General features: G+C 60.8%; 19 protein-coding genes. 8 read left to right on the top strand and 11 right to left on the bottom strand.

Annotated features, from left to right (window positions below; all coding sequences use genetic code 11):
- Window positions 1-21: 21 nt before the first annotated feature.
- Together INR99_RS08340 and INR99_RS08335 are read right to left on the bottom strand one after the other, a co-directional pair.
- Window positions 22-990, bottom strand: coding sequence for a tRNA dihydrouridine synthase (locus tag INR99_RS08340; RefSeq protein ID WP_194115883.1), 969 nt, complete (start codon window positions 988-990; stop codon window positions 22-24).
- Between the two features lie 61 nt (window positions 991-1,051).
- Window positions 1,052-1,843: a polysaccharide deacetylase family protein gene (locus INR99_RS08335; RefSeq protein ID WP_194115882.1), complete on the bottom strand. Its 792-nt coding sequence runs from the start codon at window positions 1,841-1,843 to the stop codon at window positions 1,052-1,054.
- A 169-nt stretch (window positions 1,844-2,012) separates the two neighbouring features.
- Between INR99_RS08335 and INR99_RS08330 the strand changes: the two genes are divergently transcribed.
- From INR99_RS08330 to serB, 4 genes are all read left to right on the top strand, one after another.
- Window positions 2,013-2,711, top strand: a complete 699-nt coding sequence (locus tag INR99_RS08330) for a UPF0149 family protein (protein ID WP_194115881.1) — start codon at window positions 2,013-2,015, stop codon at window positions 2,709-2,711.
- Between the two features lie 57 nt (window positions 2,712-2,768).
- Window positions 2,769-3,284, top strand: a complete 516-nt coding sequence (locus INR99_RS08325) for an HAD family hydrolase (RefSeq protein ID WP_194115880.1) — start codon at window positions 2,769-2,771, stop codon at window positions 3,282-3,284.
- A gap of 101 nt (window positions 3,285-3,385) precedes the next feature.
- Complete coding sequence (locus INR99_RS08320) at window positions 3,386-4,435, top strand: FUSC family protein (protein WP_194115879.1); 1,050 nt, start codon at window positions 3,386-3,388, stop codon at window positions 4,433-4,435.
- A 61-nt stretch (window positions 4,436-4,496) separates the two neighbouring features.
- Window positions 4,497-5,339, top strand: coding sequence for a phosphoserine phosphatase SerB (gene serB, locus INR99_RS08315; protein ID WP_373308286.1), 843 nt, complete (start codon window positions 4,497-4,499; stop codon window positions 5,337-5,339).
- A gap of 125 nt (window positions 5,340-5,464) precedes the next feature.
- Here serB and INR99_RS08310 read toward each other — a convergent pair whose 3' ends face one another.
- Both INR99_RS08310 and INR99_RS08305 read right to left on the bottom strand, forming a co-directional pair.
- The gene (locus tag INR99_RS08310) at window positions 5,465-6,004 is read right to left on the bottom strand and encodes a phasin family protein (RefSeq protein ID WP_194115877.1); all 540 of its coding nucleotides are present in this window, start codon (window positions 6,002-6,004) and stop codon (window positions 5,465-5,467) included.
- 97 nt (window positions 6,005-6,101) lie between these two features.
- Window positions 6,102-8,462, bottom strand: coding sequence for a serine/threonine protein kinase (locus INR99_RS08305; protein ID WP_194115876.1), 2,361 nt, complete (start codon window positions 8,460-8,462; stop codon window positions 6,102-6,104).
- 146 nt (window positions 8,463-8,608) lie between these two features.
- Between INR99_RS08305 and apbC the strand changes: the two genes are divergently transcribed.
- Both apbC and recR read left to right on the top strand, forming a co-directional pair.
- Entirely contained in the window at window positions 8,609-9,700 is a 1,092-nt protein-coding gene (apbC, locus tag INR99_RS08300; RefSeq protein ID WP_194115875.1) for an iron-sulfur cluster carrier protein ApbC, read from the top strand.
- Between the two features lie 67 nt (window positions 9,701-9,767).
- A complete protein-coding gene (recR, locus tag INR99_RS08295; protein WP_194115874.1) occupies window positions 9,768-10,367 on the top strand; it encodes a recombination mediator RecR in 600 nt (199 codons plus the stop codon).
- Window positions 10,368-10,471: 104 nt separating this feature from the next.
- On the opposite strand, the gene INR99_RS08290 is transcribed toward recR, so the two are convergent.
- The 4 genes from INR99_RS08290 to INR99_RS08275 form a co-directional block, all read right to left on the bottom strand.
- Window positions 10,472-11,149: a Bax inhibitor-1/YccA family protein gene (locus tag INR99_RS08290; RefSeq protein ID WP_194115873.1), complete on the bottom strand. Its 678-nt coding sequence runs from the start codon at window positions 11,147-11,149 to the stop codon at window positions 10,472-10,474.
- A gap of 110 nt (window positions 11,150-11,259) precedes the next feature.
- Entirely contained in the window at window positions 11,260-12,696 is a 1,437-nt protein-coding gene (gene tldD, locus INR99_RS08285) for a metalloprotease TldD (protein WP_194115872.1), read from the bottom strand.
- Window positions 12,697-12,756: 60 nt separating this feature from the next.
- Complete coding sequence (locus tag INR99_RS08280) at window positions 12,757-13,572, bottom strand: carbon-nitrogen hydrolase family protein (protein ID WP_194115871.1); 816 nt, start codon at window positions 13,570-13,572, stop codon at window positions 12,757-12,759.
- A gap of 4 nt (window positions 13,573-13,576) precedes the next feature.
- Complete coding sequence (locus tag INR99_RS08275) at window positions 13,577-17,464, bottom strand: YhdP family protein (RefSeq protein WP_194115870.1); 3,888 nt, start codon at window positions 17,462-17,464, stop codon at window positions 13,577-13,579.
- 86 nt (window positions 17,465-17,550) lie between these two features.
- Between INR99_RS08275 and glnE the strand changes: the two genes are divergently transcribed.
- On the top strand, window positions 17,551-20,226 hold the full coding sequence (gene glnE / locus INR99_RS08270; protein ID WP_228098173.1) for a bifunctional [glutamate--ammonia ligase]-adenylyl-L-tyrosine phosphorylase/[glutamate--ammonia-ligase] adenylyltransferase: 2,676 nt from the start codon (window positions 17,551-17,553) through the stop codon (window positions 20,224-20,226).
- A 49-nt stretch (window positions 20,227-20,275) separates the two neighbouring features.
- Here the strand turns inward: glnE and INR99_RS08265 are convergent, their stop codons facing one another.
- Together INR99_RS08265 and INR99_RS08260 are read right to left on the bottom strand one after the other, a co-directional pair.
- Complete coding sequence (locus INR99_RS08265; RefSeq protein ID WP_194115869.1) at window positions 20,276-20,809, bottom strand: hypothetical protein; 534 nt, start codon at window positions 20,807-20,809, stop codon at window positions 20,276-20,278.
- A 121-nt stretch (window positions 20,810-20,930) separates the two neighbouring features.
- A complete protein-coding gene (locus INR99_RS08260; RefSeq protein WP_194115868.1) occupies window positions 20,931-22,121 on the bottom strand; it encodes a GGDEF domain-containing protein in 1,191 nt (396 codons plus the stop codon).
- 245 nt (window positions 22,122-22,366) lie between these two features.
- Here INR99_RS08260 and mnmC point away from each other — a divergent pair, with 245 nt between their 5' ends.
- A complete protein-coding gene (gene mnmC, locus INR99_RS08255; protein WP_194115867.1) occupies window positions 22,367-24,274 on the top strand; it encodes a bifunctional tRNA (5-methylaminomethyl-2-thiouridine)(34)-methyltransferase MnmC2/FAD-dependent 5-carboxymethylaminomethyl-2-thiouridine(34) oxidoreductase MnmC1 in 1,908 nt (635 codons plus the stop codon).
- Between the two features lie 60 nt (window positions 24,275-24,334).
- Here the strand turns inward: mnmC and INR99_RS08250 are convergent, their stop codons facing one another.
- The gene (locus INR99_RS08250; protein WP_194115866.1) at window positions 24,335-25,246 is read right to left on the bottom strand and encodes an Asd/ArgC dimerization domain-containing protein; all 912 of its coding nucleotides are present in this window, start codon (window positions 25,244-25,246) and stop codon (window positions 24,335-24,337) included.
- Between the last annotated feature and the right edge of the window lie 110 nt (window positions 25,247-25,356).

Genomic DNA, 25,356 nt, shown 5'->3' with positions numbered 1-25,356 from the left:
GCAGACCAGTAAATACATGGATTAAAGGTTGATACCTGCAGATAATTCATTTCTGACCAAATACTGTCCGGCAAAAAATTGTGTCGCAAAATCATCCGGATTGCTGATCTGGCGCAGCTCGATATACGCGGCTTCCGCTTCGGGATAATGCCGGCGCAAGTAATTCAGCCACTGCTTGATCCGTCCGGCGCGATGCTTGGGCTGCACGGTGTCCTGGACCTTTTCCCAGAACAAGGCCAGCAGCGGCAGCATTTCCAGCCAACTCGGCGCCTGCGCGCCGCGAATCTGCAGGGCCAAGCCCGGATTGGCGACAATACCCCGGCCCAGCATGAAATCGTCGCAGCCGGAAATCGCACGGCAGCGCTGAAAATCCTCCACCGTCCAAATCTCGCCGTTCGCAATCACCGGAATGGCAATATGTTCACGGATTGTGGCAATCCACTCCCAGTAGGCAGGCGGCTTGTAGCCATCGACCTTGGTACGTGCGTGCACGACCAGCTCGGCAGCCCCCGCTGCTTCGATCGCCGCCGCGCAGGCCAGTGCATTGCCAGTATCCTCGTAGCCGAGCCGCATCTTGGCCGTAACCGGCAGGTGCGCAGGCACGGCAGCACGCACGGCGCCAACGATTTCATGAATCAACTCCGGCTCGCGCAGCAGAATCGCACCGCCCTTATGCCGGTTGACGGTCTTGGCGGGGCAACCGAAATTCAGGTCAATCCCGCAGGGGTTGAGTTCGGCAAGCTTCGCGGCGTTTTCCGCCAGACACACCGGATCGGAACCAAGCAATTGCACCCGAACCGGCACTCCGGCCGGCGTGTGACTCTGCGTCAACAGCTCCGGCGCTATGCGCTGGAAACAGCGGTTCGGCAAAAGCGACCCGGAGACGCGCACGAATTCGGTGACGCAGAGGTCGATACCGCCGACACGGGTAAGCATGTCGCGCAGGATATGGTCGAGCAGCCCCTCCATCGGAGCAAGCAGGATACGCATGGCGTGGCCAGTTCGGGAAAACGCGCGGATTGTACGCGTTTTCCCGCCAGTCTGGCGTGGCTTACAGGGCGGGTTTTACACCAAGCAGCTGATCAACGGTTACAAAACGGTAACCCTGCTTCTTCAGCTCCGGAATCAGCGCATCCATTGCCTCAATGGTCGGCTGGCGGGTACGGCCACCGGCATCGTGCGCGAGCACGATAGCGCCCGGGTGAGCGTACTGCTGCACCTGCTTGCCAATGGCCTGCGCCGATCCTTGCGTCATGGTATGGATCAGGAACCAGTCATCCGAAGCAACCGACCACAGGATAGCCTTCATCTTGCGCTTGCCCAGATCCGCCACCTGCGCATCTGTGAGAAAGCCGTAGGGCGGGCGCATCAGTGCGGGCTCGAAGCCCAGCAGCTTTTTCAGTGCATCCTGGGTGGGCTTGAGCTGCTTGTCCCAGTAGGCATCGCCCTGCATCTCGCTCAGATTGGGATGATCCCAGGAGTGATTGCCAATGGTATGTCCCTCGGCCTGCGCCCGCTTCACCAGCTCCGGACTGCGTTCAACCGATTTGCCCAAAACAAAGAACGTAGCCTTCACCTGGTGTTTTTTCAGCACATCCAGCAGCTCGGGCGTGAACTGGCTGGGGCCATCGTCAAAGGTCAGGGCGATCACCTTTTCTTCAGCGGCGCCATTCAGGAAATAGACACCGGGATATTGGCTTGCCTGGCGCTCCAGCTGCGCCAGCGGCACCTGCCCCCAGTTTTCGATAAACGGGGTGCGTACTTTCTGTTCGCTGGCAGCCTGTGCGCCAAACATAGCCAGCGCCAGCACGGTCCCCAGCAGTGTTTTCCAGATGCCCTGCATGAATGACTCCTTCGAAAACAGCGATTGGAAGCATCGATTCTGGCACGCCCGCCCGTGGCAGGTTTGGTAATTCTTGCGCTTTTCCGCGTGGTTACCGACCGCGACACCCGCACATCCACTGCTCGGCTATAATTCGCCCGTTTTAATATCCCGCTACAGGCCAGCATTCATGGGCAAGAAACTCAACGAATTCGAACTGGAAGAACTGAACGACTTCCTGATGTCCGGCAAGACCCCGGAAGAAACCATGGATCTGGAAATGATCGATGGCCTCTTCACCGCCATCACCATTGGCCCGGAAGCCGTTTCCGAAGACGAATGGTTGAACCAGATTTTTGCCGGCGCGGTACCGGAATTCGAATCCGAAGCAGAAGCCAGCCAGATTCTTGATCTGTTGCGCCGGCATGCCGACACCGTGGCACAGGCTTTTTCCATCCGTGCCCGCGAACGTGTCAGCGAAGAGCCGCTGTATTACCCGTTGATTCTGGAAGACGAAGGCGTCGATGAAAAATGGCAGGAAAGCCTAGGCGCCTACTGGGCGTCGGGCTTCCGCGCCGGCATGCTGCTGCGCGAAGAAGCCTGGCAGACAGCACTGGATGAGGATGAAGCCTTCTTCGACACCATTGCGAAAATCCTGATGCTGGAGCTGGGGCATCATCCGGAAAACGAAGAAGACCAGCTCAGTATCAAGGGACGTGAAACACGGCTAGCCGAGCTGCCATGGCTGATCGAAGATATTCTCTATTTCTGGCTGGAAGCCAAGGTCGGCAAGGTTGAAACCGTGGTGCACGAGGAACCGAAGGTAGGCCGCAACGATCCCTGCCCTTGCGGCAGCGGCAAAAAATTCAAGAAGTGCCATGGGGCATAGGGGTATCGAACTGCAATCAGCTGCTTGATTAGCCTGCAGCCTCATACATCCCAACCCATGCTTATTCCGCAGCTGATACTCTTCGACTGGGGGGACACACTGATGCGCGATGATCCGCGCAGCAGTGCCCCGATGTGCGAATGGCCGGAAGTAGACGCCTTTGCCGATGCGAAGGCGTTGCTGGCATTGCTGCAGCTTGCCGGCATCCGCTGCGGCTTGGCCACGGGCGCCCGGGTATCCACCGAAGTCCAGATTCGTGCAGCGCTGCAGCGTGCGGAAATTGGTCACCTGATCGATCCGGTGTTCTGCTACCGCAATCTTGGCGCAAGCAAGGATACGCCGCAGTACTGGCACAAGCTGCTCAAGCAGGTGGCTTTACCGGTCAACTCGATCCTCATGATCGGTGACGACCTCCAGCGCGACGTCCGGATTCCGGCGCGGCTCGGCATTTCGGCCATCTGGCTTAACCGCGACTCGACAGCCGAATGCTGCGGGCCGGGTTACCTCAGCGTTCATGACTTGCGTGATGTGGCAGCACGCCTGCCGCAACTGGGGTTTCAGCTGCCCGCATGAATCTTCAGCAACGTACATAATGGCCAATGTGCTTTGTTTGCATGACGGCGAGGACTGCATCACCGACAATGCGGTCATCCTCTCCAGCCCGTCTGTCCAGCATGTCTCTACACAGTCTGATCACCCACCTGAAACCGAATGATCTTCCCTGGCAACGCCAGCGCATCATACTGAATCTGCTGCTGCTGGGTGTACCGGTTGTCGCTCTGGCCATCAGCAGGCAGCCGCTGCCCGCAGCACTACTGGGACTGGGTGTGTTTTATACGCTGCTGCTGGACATGGGCGAGCGCAAGCAGCAGCGGCTTGAAAACATGCTGCTGGGCATTATAGTGCTCTCTGCGGGATTTCTTGCCGGCTACTTTGCCAGCCAGAACCATATGCTGCTCTGGTGGCTGGGCCTACTTGGCTTTATCGCACTGGGATTTGCCTTCAATGCCGGGATCGCACTGGAATTCCATCTGCGCTACGCCGGCATTGGCTATCTGCTGGGCAAAGTTCCGCTGCAGCTGCCATTGGCAGAGCTGCACTGGGTTTTCATCGGTGCAATCTGGACCATGCTGCTGAGCCTGTTGTTTGCGCCCCGGCAGCACAATCCCACCGCGCTGCCTGAGGCCCCCTACTGGCGTCATGACTTGCAGGCAGGGGTAGCTGGCCGTTTTGCGGGCCTCAGCTTCGGTCTGATCCTGACCTTCGCCGTAGCCGGCGGCATGCTGCTGGCCACCAGCCTGCACCTGCTCAATCCGGCACTGGTGGGCATCACCACCTTGCTGGTCCTGCGCCCCGATCACCAGCGCACCTTCATCATGCTCTGGCAGCGTCTGGTGGCTGTCTGTACGGCCGCCTTGCTGGCTCTGGCAATCTACCAGCTCCAGCCTGCACCATCAGGATTTGCCCTGCTGACCTGTTTGCTTGGGATGGGTCTGCCTTATGCCTTTTCCCGCGGCATGGCATGGTTTGCATTGTGCTCGACACTAACCCTGCTGATGCTGCTCGGCTTGCTGCTGGGCAGCGTTCCACAAGCCCTTACCCTGCTCCAGTATCGTGTTATCGATACCTTGCTGGGGGCCATGCTTGCAGCAGCCGGCGGCGCACTGTTGTCCTGGCAGGCCAGTCGGAAACAGGCAGGACAAACCACTGACGAGACCTGCTAAAAGCCCGACACCAGCTGGCGAGTTTGCTAGAATCGCGGTCTTTGCTGACCACCCTCTGCCGATCATGCACCGTCTTGTTGTCCAGGCCCCCGAAATTGCCACCCAGGATCTGAAACAGTTGGCGCGTCTTTCCGACGCTCATGAAATCCAGGCCATCAGCCAGCAGGCTTTCAAACTGCTGGGGGCCCAGCTTGCCAATAAAGAAGCCGTCGCCGATTTCTGCGAGTCGAATCAACTTGATTTTGCCTTCATTCCGGAAGACCTCGGCGTGCGTGATATCGGCCTGGTTGTCATGGATATGGACTCGACGCTGATCACCATCGAATGCATCGATGAAATTGCCGACATGGTGGGAATCAAGCCGCAGGTCGCCGAAATCACCGCAGCTGCCATGCGTGGCGAGCTGGATTTCCGCGAATCACTCACCCGCCGGGTGGCATTGCTCGCAGGGCTTGAGGCCGGCGCATTGCAGCGTGTTTACGATGAACGGCTACAACTGATGGCGGGCGCCGAGGAAATGCTGAAGGGCTTTCAGGCTGCCGGCGCCAGAACGCTGCTGATTTCGGGCGGGTTTACCTTTTTCACCGACCGGCTGCGTGATCGCCTGGACTTGAGCCGTACCATCGCCAACGTATTGGAGATCGAGAACGGCAAACTTACCGGCCGTGTTGATGGCGACATCGTCGATGCCCAACGCAAAAAGTCCGAGCTGATTGCCTACCGCGAGGAACTGGGCTTGCGTCCGGAACAGGTCGTGGCCATGGGCGATGGCGCCAACGACCTGCCCATGCTGCACGAGGCCGGCTTTGGCGTGGCCTGCCATGCCAAGCCGAAGGTAGTGGCGGAAGCTCCATTTGCTATCAACCGTGTCGGCCTGGAAGGGGTGCTGAATTACTTCCGCTAAGCAGACAGGTATCGCCAGCAAGGCCATACCAGTCACTACTTGTGGCGACATACATCGCGCAAGGCCAATTTTCTAAGCAATAAAAAAGGAGCCTCGCGGCTCCTTTTTGTTTCCTGCTACAGCGATCAGGCACCTTTGCGGGCGCTGGCTGCAACCTTGGCACCGCTTTCAACAGCAGCCACGGTGGCTTCGGTGATGTTGCTGCTGATGCGCTGGGCGGTCTTGTTCAGTGCATCGTAAGCGGTGTTGGCAGTTTCAACCACGTTCTTCAGTACGGATACTGCAGCACCGCTGGCCGGAGCCTGAGCAACAGCCTGATCCAAGCTGGACAGCAGGTTCTTGTTGAACTCCAGAACTTGCTCTTCAACCAGCTTGTTGATTTCTTGCTGGGTGTTGCTGGCAGCATCGAAAACGGTGCGAGCCAGATTCAGCGACTTGCCAACCGCCGGCTGGCTCAGGGTCTTCTGCAGCTCAACCAGATCTTGGGCGGAACGGGCATTGGACAGCGCCTTGGCCGTTTCGACATTCTCGGCAATCAGATCGCGAGCCAGGCTGAATTGCAGTTGCAGCAGGTTTTCAGCGCCAGCCAGAGCGATATTGGTCAGACGCAGGGTTTTTTCGATGTTGGCCTGATTGAATTCGGCGAATTGTTGTGCGTTGTACATGATGGGATCTCCTTTGTGCAGTGCATCATCAGAATCCATTCTAACGCTACGGATGCCGCTGTCAATCTTTTTTTGTGCAGCGCACAAATTATATCCACTACCCCCCTGTCTGCTTTTGCCTGACAGCCAGAATGGCCTGATTCCGCATCGTTTTCAGCAGGTTGAGCTGGTCATGCGGGATCTGCAGTGCATGCGCATCGCTGCGATCGCCGTAGAACAGTCCGACCGGCTTTTTGTCGATGACCAGCGGCAACACAATAAACGTCCGTGCGTGGATACTGCTGCGGTACCACTGAGGAATGCGGTTGCGGATCGACTCGGCATCAATGTCCTCGATCAGGACATCGGCATTGCGGGCCACCACCAGCTGGAACACATCATTCACTCCGCCCAGATCAAAACCGAAAACCGGTACGATGCGCTGGATATCCGGGCCGAAGCCGAATCTGGCCAGCATGCGGTTGGTCTTGGCATCCCGCGTGCAGAACAGCACTCGCTCGAAGCCGACGCTGCGGAACATGGTCTCCAGAATCATCCGCAATAGATCATTCAGCTTGAATTCGCCCACTAGCGTATTGGTGATGTCCTGAACACCGGCGGCCAGCAGGCTGGTAATCTGCTGGGGGGAGACCACTTCCTCGACCGGCGGGGTTTCGAGGCGGATACTGGTCAGGGTGTCCCCTTCAGCATCCCGGGTGGCAAGCAGTTGTGCGAGGGGGACACCAGCGAGTTTTGCCAGGCGTTTGGCATAGGCCGAGCCGGTAGTATCCACTCCCAGCAATGACATGTAATCCAAATACTGCTTGGCCGTTTCCTGCATGACCTTTTCGTAGTCATTGGCATGCAGGCTAACCGCCGGTGCAAACCGCTGCACCAGCCGCGCCATGAAAACCGGCAGATCCTTGTCGGTCAGATCCAGGCAGGGCAGCAACTCGTAGGCCAGATTGGCAAAAACCCGCAATCGCTCGCCGGTATTTTGCGGCTCGCGGATGGTGTTATCCGGCAAGGGGCGCATGCTGTGAACCATGCGCTCGGGGAAATTCCAGCTCTGCACCACACCAAGCGCCAGTTCGCGATAGCTGATACCCAGTACGCGCTCTGCGGCAAGGATATCGCTAATACCCTGCTGCTGGCTGCAACGCTCGATCTCGTTACTCTCTTCAGGGAAGTAGTACAGAGTCAGCAACCGCCCCAGGTGCTGGAACATGCCACAGATCATCACGCCTTCGGCCTCGCGCCAGCCGGCTTTCTGCCCCAGCATGCGCGCGAGCAAGCCGCCGAAAAAAGCGTGCAGCACGGCTTCGCGCAGCTTCACCGCCTGATTGCGGTTGTGCATGTGCTCGAACAGCAGCAGGGTAACCGCCAGATTGCGGATATTGTCGAAGCCCAGAATCACGATCGCCCGCGACACGGTGCTGATGGTGCCGCCGAACTGCCCGTAAGTTGCGGAATTGACGATGCGCAGCAGCTTGTTCGTCAGTGAAAAATCCTTGAGGATGACTTCGGAAAGGCTTTGCAGCCGTTCGGTATCAGCCTCGTCGATCTTGTTGATCGCACTGATGGTCTGCGACAGCGCCGGAAAATCGGCAGTATGGCGCATGCGCCGCAGCAGAAACTCCAGCGTGCTGTGCCGGGCCGCGGCATCTTCGGCTGCAGCGCCTGCGGCAGCCTCGGGGCGCTCCAGCCACGCCGCCAGTGCATCACGAAATGCGGCAGCGTCCACATAGCGCTCATCCGCCGATTTGCACAGGGCGGTCATAACAATCTGGTCGAGCCGCTCATCGATACCGGCCTGCAGCGTCGAAGGCGGCACGAATGGGGAACTCAGCGTGCGCTGCAGGATCACAAAGGGCGAATCACCCTCGGCGGCCAGCCGTCCGGTCAGCAACTGATACAGCGTCATTCCCGCGGCGAACACATCGGCCTGCGCATCGACCGGCAGATTCTGCAGGATTTCCGGCGCGATATAACCCACCGTCCCGCTGATGCCGGCACTGCCGGTCTTGCGCGGCGTGGCGACACCAAAATCCATCAACCGTGGCGACTTGCGCTGATCAAGAATGATGTTCTGCGGTTTGATGTCACGATGCACCATCCCCTGCGCATGCGCCAAGGCCAGCCCGTCCAGTATCGGCAGGAGCAGGCGCACAGCTTCGATCGCAGGCAGATGCCCGCTGGCACGCAACACATCTGCCAGTGTCTGCCCTTCGACATATTCAAATACCAGGCAGGGATGGCCAGTCTCGGCAAAGACGTCGTGCAGGGTGACAATATTGGGGTGCTGCAGCTTGCTCACCACCCGCGCTTCAGCCAGCGCGCTCTCGCCCTGGCTGTGCAGCACCTTGATGGCGACCCGGCGCCTGAGCTGTTCGTCAGTTGCCAGATACACCAGACCCTGCGCGCCCTGCCCCAGCTTCTTCTCGACGGTGAACCGGCCGCCGGCCAGTGATTTCTGCATGCCTTACCACCCTGATGTTTCCGGATTTCATCATAGCCGAGGCGGCAGGCAGATGGCCTGCAAGTTGCGGTACAGGGGATTGAAGCCGCCCCCTTGTGCCCCCATCTGTTGCACAATTACGACCACACACATTACCGGGATCGCCGATGGCCTCCATTGATACCGTACAGGCACGCCTTGCCGAACTGATCGACCCGCAGACCGGACGCAGTTATGCGTCTGCCAAATGCCTGCGCAATCTTCGCCTCGAAGGCGATACCGTCAGCCTGGAGGTCGTGCTGCCCTATCCGGCAGCCAGCCTGCATCCGGCCATCCACGCCCAGTTCAGTGCAGCCTTGCAGACACTGGATGGGGTTCACGATGTGAAACTGGGCATCAGCAGTCAGATCGTTGCGCATGCGGTACAACGCGGGGTGCCGCTGCTCAATGGCGTGAAGAATGTCATCGCCGTCGCGTCCGGCAAGGGAGGAGTCGGTAAATCGACGACAGCCGCCAATCTGGCGCTGGCACTGGCCGCCGAGGGGGCACGGGTTGGCCTGCTCGATGCCGATATCTACGGACCGTCACAACCCACCATGCTGGGCGTGGCCGGGCAGCAGCCCGAGTCTCCGGATGGGCAACATCTCAAGCCGGTCAGCGGCCACGGCATCCAGGTGATGTCCATCGGTTTTCTGATCGATACCGAACAGCCCATGGTCTGGCGCGGCCCGATGGTGACCCAGGCGCTGATGCAGCTGCTGAACGATACACACTGGGACAATGTCGACTATCTGATCATCGATCTGCCGCCGGGTACCGGCGACATCCAGCTCACCCTCAGCCAGAAGGTGCCCGTAACAGGGGCGGTGATTGTGACTACGCCACAGGATATTGCCCTGCTGGACGCGCGCAAGGGTCTGAAGATGTTCGAGAAGGTCGGGGTGCCGATTCTGGGCCTGGTCGAGAACATGAGCATGCACATCTGCTCCAACTGCGGTCACGCCGAACCGATCTTCGGCGAAGGTGGCGGTGCGGCAATGAGTGCGGATTATCACACCGAGTTGCTGGGCCAGTTGCCACTGGAGCTCTCGATCCGGCTAAATGCCGATAGTGGCCGCCCTTCGGTGATTGCCGATCCGGATGGCAAGGCCGCCGGCATTTACCGTGAGATCGCCCGCAAGGTTGCCATCAAGGTCGCCGAAAAGGCACAGGATTTCTCCAGCCGTTTCCCCAAGATCGTCATCAAGAAAGACGCCTGATATACCCCCCAACCAACAAGGCTGCAGGTCATTTATACGATAGCCTGCAGCCGGATACCCCACCATTATGTCGACCCCCCCTTCCCTGCAGGCCCTGATCAACGCGCTAAAAGTCCTGCCCGGGGTGGGGCCCAAATCGGCACAGCGCATGGCCTTTCATCTGGTTCAGCGCGATCCGGCCGGTGCGGTGCAGCTAGCCCAGGCCATCATCGATGCGCAGGGGCGTCTGCAGCACTGCCGGCTGTGCAATACCTTTGCCGAAACTGACGTCTGCGAAATCTGCCAGGATGAGCAACGCAATCACAGCCAGCTGTGCGTGGTAGAAATGCCGACCGATCTGTGGGCCATCGAAGCCACGCGCGCCTTTGAAGGGCGCTATTTCGTCCTGATGGGGCGGCTAAGCCCGCTGGACGGCGTCGGTGTCAACGACATCGCACTGCGACCGCTAATCAGCCGCGCACTGGACGGTGAAATCGAAGAAGTCATTCTCGCAACCAACTTCACCACCGAGGGCGAAGCCACGGCGTATTACCTCAGCGAACTACTGCGGGCGCGGGGGTTGAAAGTGAGCCGCATTGCCCGCGGTCTGCCGGTTGGTGGAGAACTGGAGCATGCTGATCCGGCCACCCTGGCACAGGCCGTGATCGAGCGCCGGGATAAGCCCTAGATCGCTCTATATCGGCCAGTAGTGAGCCGGCCATCCTGCCTTCCAGGAAAGGCCTGCAACAAAAAACCCGCCTGCTGGCGGGTTTTTTGTTGCAGGCGCGTCAATCAATCGCGATCGCCAGTAAACGCCATCAGCAGATGCAGAAGGCTGGTAAAGAGGTTGTAGATATCAAGATAAAGGCTCAGCGTCGCACTAATGTAGTTGGTTTCGCCGCCATTCACGATATTGCTCACGTCGTACAGGATGTACAGCGAGAAGATCAGCACACAAGCAGCGGAGATCGCCAGCGACAGCGCCGGAATGGCGAAGAAGATATTAGCAACGGCAGCCAGAATCACCATTACCAAGCCAATGAACAGGAATTTGCTAAGGAAGCTGAAATCCTTCTTGGTCACGGTGGCGATGGTCGCCAGTGTGAAAAAGATTGCCGAAGTGCCGACAGCGGCCGTACCGATCAACTGCGCACCATTGCTGAAGCGCAGTGCAACCTGCAGAATCTGCGACAGCCAGAGGCCCATAAATCCGGTGAAGGCCAGCAACAGTACGACACCCATCGCGCTGTGCTTGGTCTTTTCAATCGCCCAAAAACTGCCGAACGCCACGGCAAAGAACACCAGCATGCCAACCCAGCCGGACAAATGGAAATTCATGCTCATGCCGATCACGGCACCGATGGCTGTGGGGATCATCGTCAGAGCCAGCAGGGCATAGGTATTGCGCAACACGCGGTTGCGGTCTACGGCCATGGACTGGCTGGCGTAGGTCGCAGGATTGAATTGCATGAAAGCTTCTCCTTGAGATAAACGGCGGATCAATAGCCCGCCTCAGGACTTAAGATGCCGGCGGCGGGAAAAAGTTGCAAGTGCCCCCGAAAAAAAGATGACAAGCTGTGTCAGCCCGTGCCACCAACGGTCAAGCCCCCATCGACACGCAGTGTGGGCTGTCCGACCCCTACCGGCACGCTCTGGCCATCCTTGCCGCACGTTCCCACGCCAGGGTCGAGCTGCAGGTCGTTGCCGATCATCGACACGCGCGTGAGCACATCCGGCCCGTTGCCGATCAGGGTTGCGCCCTTCACCGGATACTGCAGCTTGCCCCCCTCGACCCACCAGGCTTCGGCGGCATCAAATACAAACTTGCCACTGGTGATATCGACCTGGCCGCCGCCGAAATTCACCGCGTAGAGGCCGCGATCTATTGACGCGATGATTTCCTGCGGATCGTGCTCGCCGGCCAGCATCAGGGTATTGGTCATGCGCGGCATCGGTAGGTGCGCATACGATTCGCGCCGGCCATTGCCGGTGCTAACGGTATTCATCAGGCGGGCATTGAGGCTGTCCTGCAGATACCCCTTGAGAATGCCATCCTCGATCAGCACGGTGCGCTGGGTCGGATTACCTTCATCGTCGATATTCAGCGAGCCGCGCCGCTGGGCCAGCGTGCCGTCATCAACGACCGTAATCCCCTTGGCCGCGACCCGCTCACCGATCCGCCCGCTAAATGCCGAGCTACCCTTGCGATTGAAATCCCCCTCCAGCCCGTGGCCGATGGCTTCGTGCAAGAGAATGCCCGGCCAGCCGCCACCCAGCACCACCGTCATCTCGCCAGCCGGCGCCGGCCGCGCCTGCAGGTTCAGCAGCGCCTGATCGACGGCTTTTTTGGCGTAATCCAGCAGAACATCATCGGTGAAATACGCATAATCGAAGCGTCCACCGCCGCCGCTGCTCCCCTGCTCGCGCCGACCGCTGTCTTCGAGAATCACGCGCAGCGACACGCGCACCAGCGGGCGTACATCAGCCGCATGTACGCCATCATGGCGAGCAACGTAAATCAGTTCGTGTTCGCCGGCGATGCTGGCCATGACCTGTACGACCCGCGAATCCAGGCTGCGAGCCATCTGTTCAAGGCGCTCCAGCAAGGCGACCTTGGCGGCAGAATCAAGGCTCGCCAGCGGATCATCCACGCCGTACAGTGCATGCCCGGCCAGTCCGCGGCGCAAGCCGGCACTGCGACTGCCGCCCTGGCGCGCGATTGCGCGCGTGGCCTCGGCCGCCTGCAGCAAGGCATTCAGGCTGATGTCGTCGGAATAGGCGAACGCGGTTTTCTCGCCGGAGACCGCCCGCACACCGACGCCCTGGTCGATATTGAACGAACCAGATTTGACGATACCTTCGTCCAGACTCCACGCCTCGCTGCGCGAATACTGGAAATACAGGTCGGCATAATCGACATCGTGTTGCAGCAGGCTGGCAAACACACGGTCAAGCGCGGCATCGTCAAGAGAAAACGGAACCAGCAGGGACTGGCGGGCAAGTTCGAGATGGGTCATCGGCAAACCGGAGTTCAATCTGAAAATAAAGCGGGAGAAAGACGCATTAGACCACAGATGTTACAGGCGCCGGTGGTCAAGCGCAGGCAACACGCGACGGGTGCGCTCGAGCTGACTGGCTTTAAGCTCAGCCACCACCAGTCCTGCGCCCGTATCCAGACACTCCAGCACCTGCCCCCAAGGATCGATCAGCATGCTGTGACCAAAGGTTTCCCGACCGCTGGCGTGCCTGCCCCCCTGTCCGCTGGCGATGACGAAGCACTGGTTCTCGATGGCGCGTGCGCGCAGCAGCACCTCCCAGTGCGCGCGTCCGGTCGTGGCAGTGAACGCCGCCGGCAGCACCCAAAAATCAGCCTGCTCCTGGCGGAACAGCTCCGGAAAGCGCAAGTCATAGCAGATCGCCAGCCCCATGCGACCAAACGGGGTATCAACCAGCACGGCACGCGCGCCTGCCGCAATCGTGGCCGATTCACAAAAACGTTCGCTGCCACTGTCAAAGTTGAACAGATGCACCTTGTCATAACGTGCCTGACAGTTACCCTGCGGGTCATACACCAGCGTGCTGTTAAATACCTTGCCGGGGATATCGCTGCAAAGCGGAATTGTGCCGCCAACCAGCCATATACCCAGCTTTTGAGCCTGCTGACTCAGGAAAGTTTGCAAGGGCCCTTCACCATAGGGTTCCGCATGCGCCAGTTTATCGGTATCGCGTGCGCCCAGAATGGCGAAATACTCAGGCAGGACAGCCAGCTCCGCACCTGCAGCGCAGGACTTTTCTAGCAGGCGTGCGGCATCGGCGAGATTGCTCGGAACATCGCCACCGGAAATCATCTGGATGGCCGCGGCGCGGAGCGTACGGAATTGACTGACTGCCATGATGCTATCGTTCCTGTGAATTGCCTTGCCCACCCAGTGCACGCGGCAATTCGAGACGGGGAATGCGTTTAACCTGCGGATCGGCCATCGAGCCGGTTACCGTGTAATCCTGCGAAATCATCTGGCCGAAAGGATCATCAAAGGCTTTGCCCAGCGCCAGCGTCGCCAACCCGGCAATCGGATTCACCACCGTCGCGGCAATCGCCACCGTATCACCCACGCGCGGCACAATTTTGACCTTGAGGTTCTGCGTGCGTGCCACCAGATTGGCTTCGCCGCTGAAGCGCACATAGGCGGCCGGACTATCGATCAGGAGATTAGCAGTGCGCACCACACCGCGCTCGATACCCGCATCGCCCTTGATGCTGTCGAACTCCATGCCTTCCGCCACCACATCGTTGAAATCCAGCTGCACTCGCCGGATCAGCGATTGCAGACTCAGGATGGACAAAAGCCGCGCGGCGCTGCCAGTTTCCACCTTGGCAAAACGCCCGGATGCGACATCCAGATGCAGCTTTCCTTCCAGCGATGCCAGATCCGGAATCGGGCTGCTGCCAGTCCAGCTCAGCTCGCCCGAGAACTTGGCCGGCGCACGGCGCAAGGCATCCGGCTCGCCCAGCCGGGCCAGCAGCTTGCCCAGATCGGGGCTTTCCAGGGTAAAACGGGCCTTGCTGTGGGGCACCTGTTCGCGTGGTAACCACTGACCACTCATGGCCAGACGCCCATCAGCATTCTGCAGACTCAGCTCGCGATAATCCCAGCCATTGCCAATGGCCCGGGCTGCCAGGGTCAGCTGCCCCAGCGCTACATCCTTGAGCATCAGTCTGGCCACCTGCAGATCGATTTCGGACCAGATCAGCCGTTCAGCCATGTCACTGCGTGCAGCACCGGTAGACACGCTGGCAGCCGGGCCTCGGGCAACCACCACCGCACCCTGGTTATCTGGCAGCGGCAACTGCAGGTGTTCAAGACGTACCTGCAAAGGCCTGCCGGCCCCCCCGGAGATAATCTGCCCGCTCGCCTGACGACTCTGGACTTTCAGTAACCAGCCTGCCCCCAGATCCGAGAAGCCGAGTTTTACATCCTGCAACTGCTGTCCCCAACCCGTGATGCGCCCAAAATTGAGTTCGGCAGCACGGGGCATCACCCCAATTGCCGTGCTGCTCCCGGCTGAATCCTGAGCCTGCCACCATTCCAGCCAGTCCTGCACTGCCAGTTCCGACCAGCCCCCGGCAATGGCGATGCCTGATTTGGGCAGAGGTTGCGGCTGGGCACCTAGAACGATCACCCCCCGCCAGGGCTGAGCAGTGCGGCCATCGAGATCGGCCTGTAACAGCGTTCCCAGCGAGAGCGAGAGCGAACGTCCGGCATCATTGCGGCCCAGCTTCAGCCGCAGCGGCAACTCCGTCTCCGCACTCTTGCGCAACGGCACCGGCAGCTTGCTGCTCACCCCTTTCAGCGAGGACATCAGGAGCAGTTCATAGCCGCCGGGGCGGAATTGCAGATTGCCCTGATATGCAAACACGCCAGCAAGCAGCGCTGGCAGGCCTTCCCGCTTCAGTGCCTGCTCGCTGCGGGCCTCGCCGTTCAGGGCAAAATTCATCCCGCCCTTGCTGTCACTGGCGCCACTGATCGCAATCGGTCCACCCAACAACTGGGCGCGCGCCGACTTGATCCTGAACTGGCTGGCATCGAATTCCAGCTCGCCCTGGGCTTGCTGCAGCAAAGGAACTTCCGGCCCGAAATCCAGCCGCTCTGCCCTGAAGACGAGCCCGCCTTTGACCTGGGTAGCATCGATGCGATCAATCGGTATATCCAGCTGCAGGGACAGCTCGCCCTGGCCTTCAGCCTTGAGGGTCGCCGGAATGCCACCGCCGACATCCTGCAAGGGGCTATGCAGGAGGAATGCCAGATAGTTCTGCAGCACACCGGAAGCCTTGCCATTCACCAACACATGCTGGCTGTATTCCAGATCGGGGATCCGGGTCACCACATCCTGCAGTGCCACACCGGAAATGCTCGCACGTGGTGCGGTAATTTCCATTCCGACGCCGCGAAACCGGAGTTTGCCATCGATGCCGCCGATCGCGGGCCAGTCATCGGCATAGGACAGGGTGACACCCCGAGCCTGAGCGCTGATCTCGAACACCCCGTTGCGGTCATCCCGATGCGGAAAATCGGCCACTTCGCCATGCCAGTGAATTACCCCCTGCTCGGCCTGTCCGGCACGCAAGGCGCTACGCAACCAGTCCAGCGTCTCATCACCGATGACCCGCGGCAGATAGCGGTAGACACGCTCGGCCTGCATCCGCGGGATGTGCCCGTCAAGCATGACGCGTCCCAATCCCTGGCCTGGCCATTCGTAGCGCCCGGCGGCATCGACAGCCATATCCTGATTGGCCAGTTGCAGCTCGCCGAGTGCGACCTGCCAGCCCTTGCCCTTGCGCTGCCAGTCCAGTGCCAGCTTCAGGGTAGTAAATTGCAGGGGATCGATAAACTGTGCGGGGTAGCGCAAGGCTGCGCTCTGCCCGCTCAGGCTGAGCTCGCCACTTTCCGGGGTAAGCCGGATCTCTCCATCCAGGCCGGAGAATGCGCTTGCAAGTGCAGGCAAATCTACTCCGAGACGGCGAAACGCCAGTTCAGCCTGCCAGTTGCTTGCCGCTGCTGCTGCGCCCTGCCAATCCAGCTGCAAGCGCAGCACATCGCCGGCAAAACGACCGCCCGCGAGCTCGGCAGGTAATGTCAGTGGCAGCAGCGGCAGTACTTCGTTGAATCCGTCCAGGGTCACATTGCGTGCCTCGAGACGCCGTGATTCATCCGTACGGGAAAAATCGATGCGGCAGCCGGAGCAAACCTCGCCGCTGCCGGTGCGGATACGGCGCCCGTCGAAGCGGATAACCTCGCCCTTGCGGGTTGCCTGCCAGCTGAAAGAAGCATCAACCTGCGGAAAAGTGACAATATCCCGAGTGCCGGCCAGCTTCAGCTCACTGACCTTCAGCTCGGCGTCCAGCTGCTCCAGGCGGGCATCGGCAAACGTCATCCCCAGTTGCAACTGCCCACGGCCGGCTCGCACACGTTCCTGACTGCGCAGCAAAGCGAGCCACTCGCCAAGACGAACGAGATCGGTATCAGGAATTTGCATCGTCAGCGTACCCGACCAGTCATCGAGGCGGCGCGGATCACTGCCATGCACCCGTCCGGAAAGGCTCATGCGCCCTCCCAGCCCTGCGGGCAGATTCATCCCCAGATTGACGGTCCGGTAATCAAACCACTGGCTGCTGGCAAAATCGACCCGCTCCAGCAGCAATTCACGCGCCGGTTGCCGCTGCTGGTCAATCACTCGCAAACGCCCACCGCTCATGCTGACACCGCCTTGCTGCAGCAGCCAGTCGAGTACTTCATTGCCACCTTCGGCATCGCCGCTGGCAGCAACATCCCGGCCGCCCAACTGCCAATGGCCAGCCCGGGTGCGGACCAGGGTCAACTCCGGCGAATCCAGTTCGATCATGCTGAAGCGTACTTGCCCCAGCAACAGTCGCCACCACGACAGACTGGTCGTCATGCGTTCCAGCGAAAGCAACGATTGGCCCTGACGTCCTTGCAGGGTAAAACGGTTGATCGATAGTTCGGGGCGCACGCCATCCCAACCGGCCGCTACACTACCAATACGGGCAGTCAGGCCGGTCTGGCGGGAAATCGAGGATTCCAGCCAGGGGCGGTAGCGGTCAACGGATGGAATGACCCACCACTGCCACAGAGCAGCAAGGGTCACCAGCAGCAACAGTAGCAGCATCAGCACTGCGACCACGATGCGGCGCGCAGTGGCGCTCAGGGTGCAAAGACGCTCAAGGATACGCCGCCCGCCGCGGGGCTGCGCAGTAACATCAGGCATGGCTTGAACCGGTGCAGGCAAGCCAGATCAGCGGTGCCTGTGTTAGGGTTATGGAATCCGTATTCTAGCAAGCAAGCGGCCTGTCCATGAGTGAAATGCATAACGACCAGCCTGATCTGCTGGCCCCCGCACTGGCGCACAGCACTTACCTGCAACGCCTGTTCTACCGCTACCCGGAGCTGCAGGCGTTGACATCGGAGCAGTTCGGGCAGCCGTTCTCGCGCGAAGAGATGCTGGCGTTTCTGGCGCAGGCGCCGGTCTACAGCGACGAGGAGCTGAAACGGCGCTTGCGCCAGCTGCGCCAGCGGGTGATGGCCAGACTGATTGCCCGCGAGCTGGCACGTCTGAGCGATCTGCCAGAAGCCGTGACCACCATCAGCGACCTGGCCGAGGTCGCCATCACCGCAGCCCTGGACTGGCTCAACCAGCCCGATGAACGCCATGGCGAACCAATCGGCGAGGACAGCAGTACTCGCCAGCAACTGATCGTCGTCGGCATGGGCAAGCTGGGCGGGCGCGAGCTGAATGTCTCCAGTGACATCGACCTGATCTTCGTCTACCCGGAAGACGGAGAAACAACCGGTCCGCGCAAGATCAGCAATCATGAATTCTTCGCCCTGCAGGGCAAGCGCCTGATCAATCTTATCGGTGACAACACCGACGACGGTTTCGTGTTTCGCGTCGACATGCGCCTGCGTCCTTTTGGCGATTCCGGGCCGCTGGTGTGCTCGTTTGCCGCGCTGGAAAACTACTTGCTCACGCAGGGGCGGGAATGGGAACGCTACGCCTGGATCAAGGGACGCGCCCTCTCCGGCGATGCCGCCGGGCTGGATGAACTGGTGCAGCCCTTCGTGTTCCGCAAATACCTCGACTACGGCGCGTATCAGTCAATGCGTGACCTGCACAGCCAGATCCGCCGCGAAGTACAGCGCCGCGACAAGCTCGACAACATCAAGCTCGGTCCAGGCGGCATCCGCGAGATCGAATTCATCGGCCAGGTGTTCCAGCTGATCCGCGGCGGGCGCAGCAAGGCCCTGCGCCAGCGCGCCACCCGCGTGATCCTGCGCGAACTTGGCCAGCAGGGAACCCTGCCGGAAGAAGCCGTTGCCGATCTGGATGCCGCCTATGTATTCCTGCGCGATCTGGAGCACCGGATCATGTATCTGGATGACGCGCAGACGCAGATGCTGCCGTCCGGCGAGGCCGACCGCGCACGCATCGCCAGCAGCATGAACTACCCGGACTGGGACAGCTTTCTTGTGGCGCTCAACTACCATCGTGACAAGGTCGCGCGGCAGTTCGAACAGGTGTTCAGCCAGTCCCCGGTTGAAGGCAGCAACAGCAGCCAGGATCTATCGAGCCTGCAGGATGAACAGGCTGCCGAACGCCTAGAAAGCAAAGGGTATATCAATGCAGCCGAGGTAATACGCCGACTGCAGAGCTATACCTCAAGCAACCGCTATCAACAGATGCCCGAGCGCTGCCGCAAGCGGCTGGACATCATCCTGCCGGCACTGATCGACACTGCCGCCGACTATCCCAGCCCGGATGTGACGCTGCTGCGCGTGCTGGATCTGATCGAAAGCGTGAGCCGGCGGGAATCGTATCTGGCACTGTTGGCCGAGCATCCGCAGGCATTGCGCCGGCTGACCGATCTCTACAGCGCCAGCTCCTGGGTATCCCAATACCTGACCCGCCACCCCATCCTGCTGGACGAATTGCTGGATGCGCGCCTGCTGTACCAGGAGCCCGACTGGGCCGTACTGGGCGCACGGCTGCGCGAGGATATCCGCGAATACGACGGCGATACCGAAGGCAAGATGGATTGCCTGCGCCATTTCCAGCACGCACAGATTTTCCGGCTGGTGGCACAGGACATCGCTGGCATGCTCACGCTGGAGAAAGTCTCCGACCATCTCTCCGACCTCGCCGACCTGATTCTCTCGGTGACCCTGGAAGAAGTCTGGCGCGAGCTGCCCGGGCGCCACCGCGAAACGCCGGCCTTCGCGGTGATTGGCTACGGCAAGTTAGGCGGCAAGGAGCTGGGTTATGGCTCGGATCTGGATTGCGTCTTCCTGTTCGACGACGCGGATCCGAATGCCCAGGAAATCTACGCCCGCTTTGCCAAACGGATTGTCAGCTGGCTGACCTCGCTGACATCGGCGGGAATGCTCTACGACATTGATCTGCGCCTGCGGCCAAATGGCGCATCCGGCCTGCTCGTATCGAGCCTGGAAGCCTTCAGCGAATACCAGCACAAATCCGCCTGGGTCTGGGAACATCAGGCCATCAGCCGGGCGCGTTTTGCCGCTGGCGACCGACAGATCGGCCAGTGGTTCGAGCACTTCCGCTGCGAAATCCTCTCACTGCCGCGCGATGCCGAGGCGCTGCGGCAGGAAGTGCAGCAGATGCGCGAACGCATGCTGGAAACCCATCCGGCGCACCCCGATGACGTCAAGCATCTGCGCGGCGGCATTGTGGATATCGAATTCATCGTCCAGTTCCTGATTCTGGCGCATGCCGCACGCTGCCCGGCCCTCACGGCCAACAGCGGCAACATTGCGTTGCTGGGAGTAGCCAGTGAAGCCGGACTGATACCGGCGGAGCTCGCCGAGCCCAGCCGGTATGCCTACCGCGAACTGCGCCGCTTGCAGCACGCTGCGCGGCTGAACGACAGCAAGCCCGGCGCAGCGGAACTGGAAGCCCTCGCCGGACATCTGGAGAAAGTCAGGGAACTGTGGACGCAACTTTTCGCGCAATAGTGCACACACGTCCCCAGCATCCCGCCTCTAGAGCTGCGGATGCTGGGGCTTACTGCATGGCCGCACTGGCGTGCCAGGCATCCTCAAGCGAACCATGCTCGGCAAACAGGTTTGCCTCCAGATCTGCATTGCGCCGTGGAAAGGCCATGAACGCCACGGCGCCGTCCAGTGCCGGGCAGTATTCGCTCAGGATGGTTACTTCCTGTTTGATGGTCTGCATCAGCGCCATGACGAAATGCGGCGGCGTGTCACTGCCAAAGTGATACTCCTTGCGCCAGACCTGCCCGTCCCTGCCCGCTTCGGCCGCGTGGGTGAGCTCATCGCGCGCCGGCGAACTGCTGCAATACCCCTGTCTTGACAGCAACTCGCCCAGTGCGGCTGTTGCATCGCTCACCTCGACGACGAAGGATGCCATTGCCGCGCCGATCTGTTGCAAATTGACATAGGCAGTCGTGTGCTTGCGCTGCCCGATGGCCATGGCTCTCAGGCAGGCAGGGCAAGGAAACTGGATCGCGCTGGCATGCCAGTCGGAACCGGCAATCTGCTTGTGCTCGGCATGGCCGCAGTGGTAACGGTTTTGCATGATATGTCTCTTGGGGGTTGCGCGGTGGTGTTGTTTTGAAAATTACTCTAACACGCACAAACTTTTACCCAGAGATTACTTGGTAACGGCTGTGATGTTGCACACCCGGTGTACGCAACATTCAGTTACGCACCGGGGTATGCACGGCAAAACGATTCTTTCCGCCATGCTTGGCGATATACATAGCTTCATCTGCTTCTTTCAGCCAGCTCTCGGGCTCGCTCAGCCCGGCGTGCAGGCTGGCAATGCCGATACTGCCGCCGATGGGCAGGGGCTCACCATTGAAGACACAGGGCTGGCTGAAACTATGCAGAATTTTGTCGGCCAGCTGCTCGGCATGCTGTTGCAGCAGTTTGCCTTCGATCAGCAGCACAAACTCATCGCCGCCCAGCCGGCACACCAGATCTTCGTGCCGCACCACGCGCCGCAATCGCGCCGCCACTTCGATCAGCACCGCATCACCGGCATCATGGCCATGCTCGTCATTGATCTGCTTGAAATAATCGAGATCGATCAGAAACAGCGTTGCCCCTTCATAGCGCCGCTGGCGATCTTCGAGCACTTTGCGCAACCGCGCAATCAGATGCAGGCGGTTGGAAAGCCCGGTCAGCGCATCGCGCAATGCCAGTTTGCGCATCTTGTCGGCACGGGCATTCAGATGCGCCTCACGCTCGGCGACCCGTTGCCGGAAGGCACGCACACGCCGGCGCAGATGAGCCATCTGGACGCTGGTCGCCAGAAGCGCGATAAAAATCAGCAGCATGGCAGCCGCCAGCAGATTGCGATCCAGCCCGTGGGTGAGTCCCGTCAGCACGGTCAATGCCGGTAGCGCCAGCAGCATGCAGAACAGCCACTGCCCCGGTGTGGTGGTCAGCATCAGTAACCACAACCCCAGCAGAGGCCAGAAAATCAGCACCAGCGGAAAAGCCGGCTGTTCGGCGGAGACAGCCAGTACCGCCAGCCACGGTACGACAACCGCGACCAGCAGGCGCTGCGCCCAGATGGCCCGCTGGGCATGTTGGCCATCCAGCAGCAGCGCCAGCGTGGCAAAGCTGCCGCCGGCCAGCAGATAAACACTGTAGATGGCCAGTTGAGGGGAATCGCCCCCCAGGAGGAAATGCAGCGGGATCATCAGGCAGGCCGCGATCACCCCAGCCCAGGCGGCAAGCTGCTGGTGCCAGAGGTGCAGACGCCCCGGGTGGCCGGCCTGCTCGGCGGCTGAGCGTCCTTCGGCGGGCGGATCGGTCAGCGTGAGTAGCGTTGCCGGTGCTTCGCCCAGCTGGTTCCGCACATGCTGGCGAAAAAAGCTCATCGAGCAACCCCCGTAGTAATCGGAAAAAAGCGGCACAATTCCTTGCTGCTGCAGACTAGCAGTCAATCTTGCCTGCAGATATGGCATTTAACCCTGATCAGGGTCATACCGCAAACGGCACAGTTCACTCCTCACGCCACCTTGTCGCACCAGCCGGCGCGCCGTGCCGGCTGCGGACGATGATCAGGCATGTCTCCCAGCACACAAACGGCTAGAATCCACCCATTGTCCCTCCGCGTTCCGCCATGCAGCCCATCACTCCGGCCCGCCTTGAACTCAGTAGCGAAGGCGTTCCCTATTCCAGCCAGTTTGACGACATTTATCATTCGCGTGGCGGTGGTCTCGCACAGGCCCGTGAGGTCTTCATGGCCGGCAATGGGCTGCCCGCAGCCTGGCGCGGCCACGAGCATTTCACCATTCTGGAAACCGGTTTCGGTCAGGGCTTGAGTTTTCTCGCCACCTGGCAGACCTGGGCTGCAGATCCGCAGCGCTGTGCACGGCTCCACTTTGTTTCGATCGAGCAGTTTCCCTTCACGCGCGATGACCTGGCGCAGCTGCATGCCCATTACCCCGAGATTGCCAGTGAAGCCGCAGCGCTGCGTGCGGCCTGGCCCTGGCTGACGCCCGGAGTGCACCGGGTCGAACTGGCGGGTGGCAAAGTCATCCTGACGCTGGTGCTTGGCGAAGCCGGCCACTGGCTGCCACAACTGGAACTGGCCGCCGATGCCATCTATCTGGACGGTTTTGCGCCGGACAAGAATCCCGAGCTCTGGTGCGAGCCGATCTACCGGCAGCTGCGCCGGCTCGCTCATGATCACACCACGCTGGCGACCTACACCGTGGCCGGACATGTGCGCCGGGGATTAACCGCCGCCGGCTTCAGCGTCGAGCGTGTGGCCGGCTTTGCCGGCAAACGGCAGATGCTGCGCGGAACAAGTACCATCGCAGCGCAATGGCGCAATCGCCGCCCAACGCGCCCTGCTTCGCGCCAGGCCATTGTGATCGGAGCCGGGATGGCCGGGGCGGCCTGTGCCTGGCAGCTAGCCCGGCGCGGCTGGCAGGTCACGATCCTCGAGCAGGCCAGCCAGATTGCCAGTGGCTCGTCCGGCAACCATGTCGGGCTGATGCATCCGACCTTCAGCCGAGATGACAATCTGCAGGCACGCCTGACCCGCGCCGGCTGTGCGCTCACCTTGCAGGTACTCAGGCAGCTGGATTCGAGTGATGTTCCTGTACCCTGGGGCAACCCGGGGCAGCTGCAGGTCGCCAAGAACGCCGAGCAACTCGACTTGATGGCAACGCTCAGCAGCGAGCTTGCCATTCCCGATGAACTGGCCCGCTTTGTCACAGCCGAGCAGCTGAATACCCACTATCGTATTGCGTCGGGAGGCTTATTTTACAAAGCATCCGCCTGGATACATCCGCCAGGGTTGTGCCGCGCATTACTGGCGCATCCGGGCATTACAGTAAAGACCGGGCAGCAGGTTGCCCGCCTGCAGCGCAACGCTGAGCGCTGGATCTTGCTCGGCACCGATGAAACCGCTCTGGGCGAAAGCGAGACCGTAATTCTGGCCAACGCCACGGCCGCAGCACGGCTCTGCCCGCAGGCCGAGCTGCCGCTCAGTGACAGCCTGCGCGTCGTCAGCCGCATCCCCGCGACCGAGCTCTCCGAGCCGCCCTTCAGCCTGTCCGGCCCCAGCTACCTCACGCCTGCCTATCAGGGTTTGCGTTGCGTCGGCGCAGCCGAACTGGCTGCAGGCGAGGATGAAGCCACGGCCGCCGCTCGCAATCTGGCGGGCTTGCGCAAGGTCTTGCCCGATCTGGATGTCGCAGGCATATCGCTGCACGATTGGCGCTGCTGCCCGCGACCGGCCTCTCCCGATCGCCTGCCCCTGATTGGCGCGCTGCCGGTGCCCGGTGAACAGCACAGCCCGGCGCATCAGCTCTGGCAACTGGCGCGCCTGCCCGGGCTGTACGGCGCGCTGGGCTTCGGCGCGCGCGGGCTGACCTGGTGCATGCTGGCCGGCGAACTGATTGCCAGCCAGCTGAGTGGCGAGCCACTGCCACTGGATCGGGCGCTACTGGACGCCGTCGACCCGGGCCGTTTTGCCCTGCGCGCGCTGCGCCGCAAGGGCAGCCGCAGCGCGGACTGACTACGTCGTAAAACACGCATGAAAAGGCCGACATTGCCGGCCCTTTTGCGCTCCCGCTGCTTAATGCCGGCTGGCCGCCAGTTGCAGCAGAACCGCCAGAACGGTCATCGCCTGCAGGCGGCTGTTATCCGCCAGCAGCCACAACTGCAGCGTACGGCCATCGGCGCTCAGCGCCACATCACCGACCCAGACCTTGTCCGCGCCGATGACATCCTGCGTAGCAACCAGCTGGCCCTCGGGCAATACCAGCAACCCTTCATTGGCCGCCAGCGCCGCACGCACTTCCGCATCGCTCATGGCGGATTTCAGCCGCATGGTCAGCGATGCACTCATGCCGTAGAACACCGGCATGTGGATCAACTGCAGCGTATCCAGCTGCAGGCCTTCGGTCATCTTGCCAAGCTGGCTGGCAATGCCGCCACGCAATGCGGCGGAGAAATCCGGCAGCAAGTTGAAGGCGATGCGCTTGGCAAAGACCTTGCTGCTGATGTCACCATGGGCAAACAGGCTGCGCACCTGTGCCGAGAGTTCATCCACACCGGCCTGGCCGCTGGCCGATACCGGCAGGAAAACGCTGGCGGAGGCGGCCTCGATACCACCGGCTGCAGCCAGCGATTGCAGCGGCCTTGCCAGCTGCAAGGCGGCTATGTGCGGCAGGCTCAAAAGCCGCCCCTTGTCACCAGCCGCCACGCCGGCATTGCTGGCATCCAGCACGGTCAGGCCGGCCGCCAGCGCCTGTGGAATCGCGGCTTGCGCCAGTTCGGGATCCGCCAGGCACAGCAAGAGGTCGACATCGGCAAAATCGAAATCATCCAGACCAATCACCGGCCATACGTCATCACCATGCTCGAGCAGGCTGCCATCATCCTGGGCGGCCAGCGGATAGAGTGCGCTGATCACCAGCCCGCTGTCGGCGAGCAATTCGAGAAAGGTCGGGGTTGCGCCAATCAGCGCCACTTTCAATCCGGCCATCGGCAGTACTCCATATGAAACACAAAAGGCGATTGTACCAGCCCGGTCAAGCCCTGCTGCAGGCGCTCTGCTAGTCTCGCGATAACGCTTAGCCCGACTGTCCCTGCACG

The organism is Chitinilyticum piscinae, from assembly GCF_015223195.1.
Classification (GTDB): Bacteria; Pseudomonadota; Gammaproteobacteria; order Burkholderiales; family Chitinibacteraceae; genus Chitinilyticum; species Chitinilyticum piscinae.
This window is presented reverse-complemented; position numbering and strand designations above follow the sequence as displayed.

Coding starts and splice junctions, on each gene's coding strand:
- INR99_RS08340 (WP_194115883.1), bottom strand. CDS start 990: ATGCGTATCCTGCTTGCTCCGATGGAGGGGCTGCTCGACCATATCCTG.
- INR99_RS08335 (WP_194115882.1), bottom strand. CDS start 1,843: ATGCAGGGCATCTGGAAAACACTGCTGGGGACCGTGCTGGCGCTGGCT.
- INR99_RS08330 (WP_194115881.1), top strand. CDS start 2,013: ATGGGCAAGAAACTCAACGAATTCGAACTGGAAGAACTGAACGACTTC.
- INR99_RS08325 (WP_194115880.1), top strand. CDS start 2,769: ATGCTTATTCCGCAGCTGATACTCTTCGACTGGGGGGACACACTGATG.
- INR99_RS08320 (WP_194115879.1), top strand. CDS start 3,386: ATGTCTCTACACAGTCTGATCACCCACCTGAAACCGAATGATCTTCCC.
- INR99_RS08310 (WP_194115877.1), bottom strand. CDS start 6,004: ATGTACAACGCACAACAATTCGCCGAATTCAATCAGGCCAACATCGAA.
- INR99_RS08305 (WP_194115876.1), bottom strand. CDS start 8,462: ATGCAGAAATCACTGGCCGGCGGCCGGTTCACCGTCGAGAAGAAGCTG.
- apbC (WP_194115875.1), top strand. CDS start 8,609: ATGGCCTCCATTGATACCGTACAGGCACGCCTTGCCGAACTGATCGAC.
- recR (WP_194115874.1), top strand. CDS start 9,768: ATGTCGACCCCCCCTTCCCTGCAGGCCCTGATCAACGCGCTAAAAGTC.
- INR99_RS08290 (WP_194115873.1), bottom strand. CDS start 11,149: ATGCAATTCAATCCTGCGACCTACGCCAGCCAGTCCATGGCCGTAGAC.
- tldD (WP_194115872.1), bottom strand. CDS start 12,696: ATGACCCATCTCGAACTTGCCCGCCAGTCCCTGCTGGTTCCGTTTTCT.
- INR99_RS08280 (WP_194115871.1), bottom strand. CDS start 13,572: ATGGCAGTCAGTCAATTCCGTACGCTCCGCGCCGCGGCCATCCAGATG.
- INR99_RS08275 (WP_194115870.1), bottom strand. CDS start 17,464: ATGCCTGATGTTACTGCGCAGCCCCGCGGCGGGCGGCGTATCCTTGAG.
- glnE (WP_228098173.1), top strand. CDS start 17,551: ATGAGTGAAATGCATAACGACCAGCCTGATCTGCTGGCCCCCGCACTG.
- INR99_RS08265 (WP_194115869.1), bottom strand. CDS start 20,809: ATGCAAAACCGTTACCACTGCGGCCATGCCGAGCACAAGCAGATTGCC.
- INR99_RS08260 (WP_194115868.1), bottom strand. CDS start 22,121: ATGAGCTTTTTTCGCCAGCATGTGCGGAACCAGCTGGGCGAAGCACCG.
- mnmC (WP_194115867.1), top strand. CDS start 22,367: ATGCAGCCCATCACTCCGGCCCGCCTTGAACTCAGTAGCGAAGGCGTT.
- INR99_RS08250 (WP_194115866.1), bottom strand. CDS start 25,246: ATGGCCGGATTGAAAGTGGCGCTGATTGGCGCAACCCCGACCTTTCTC.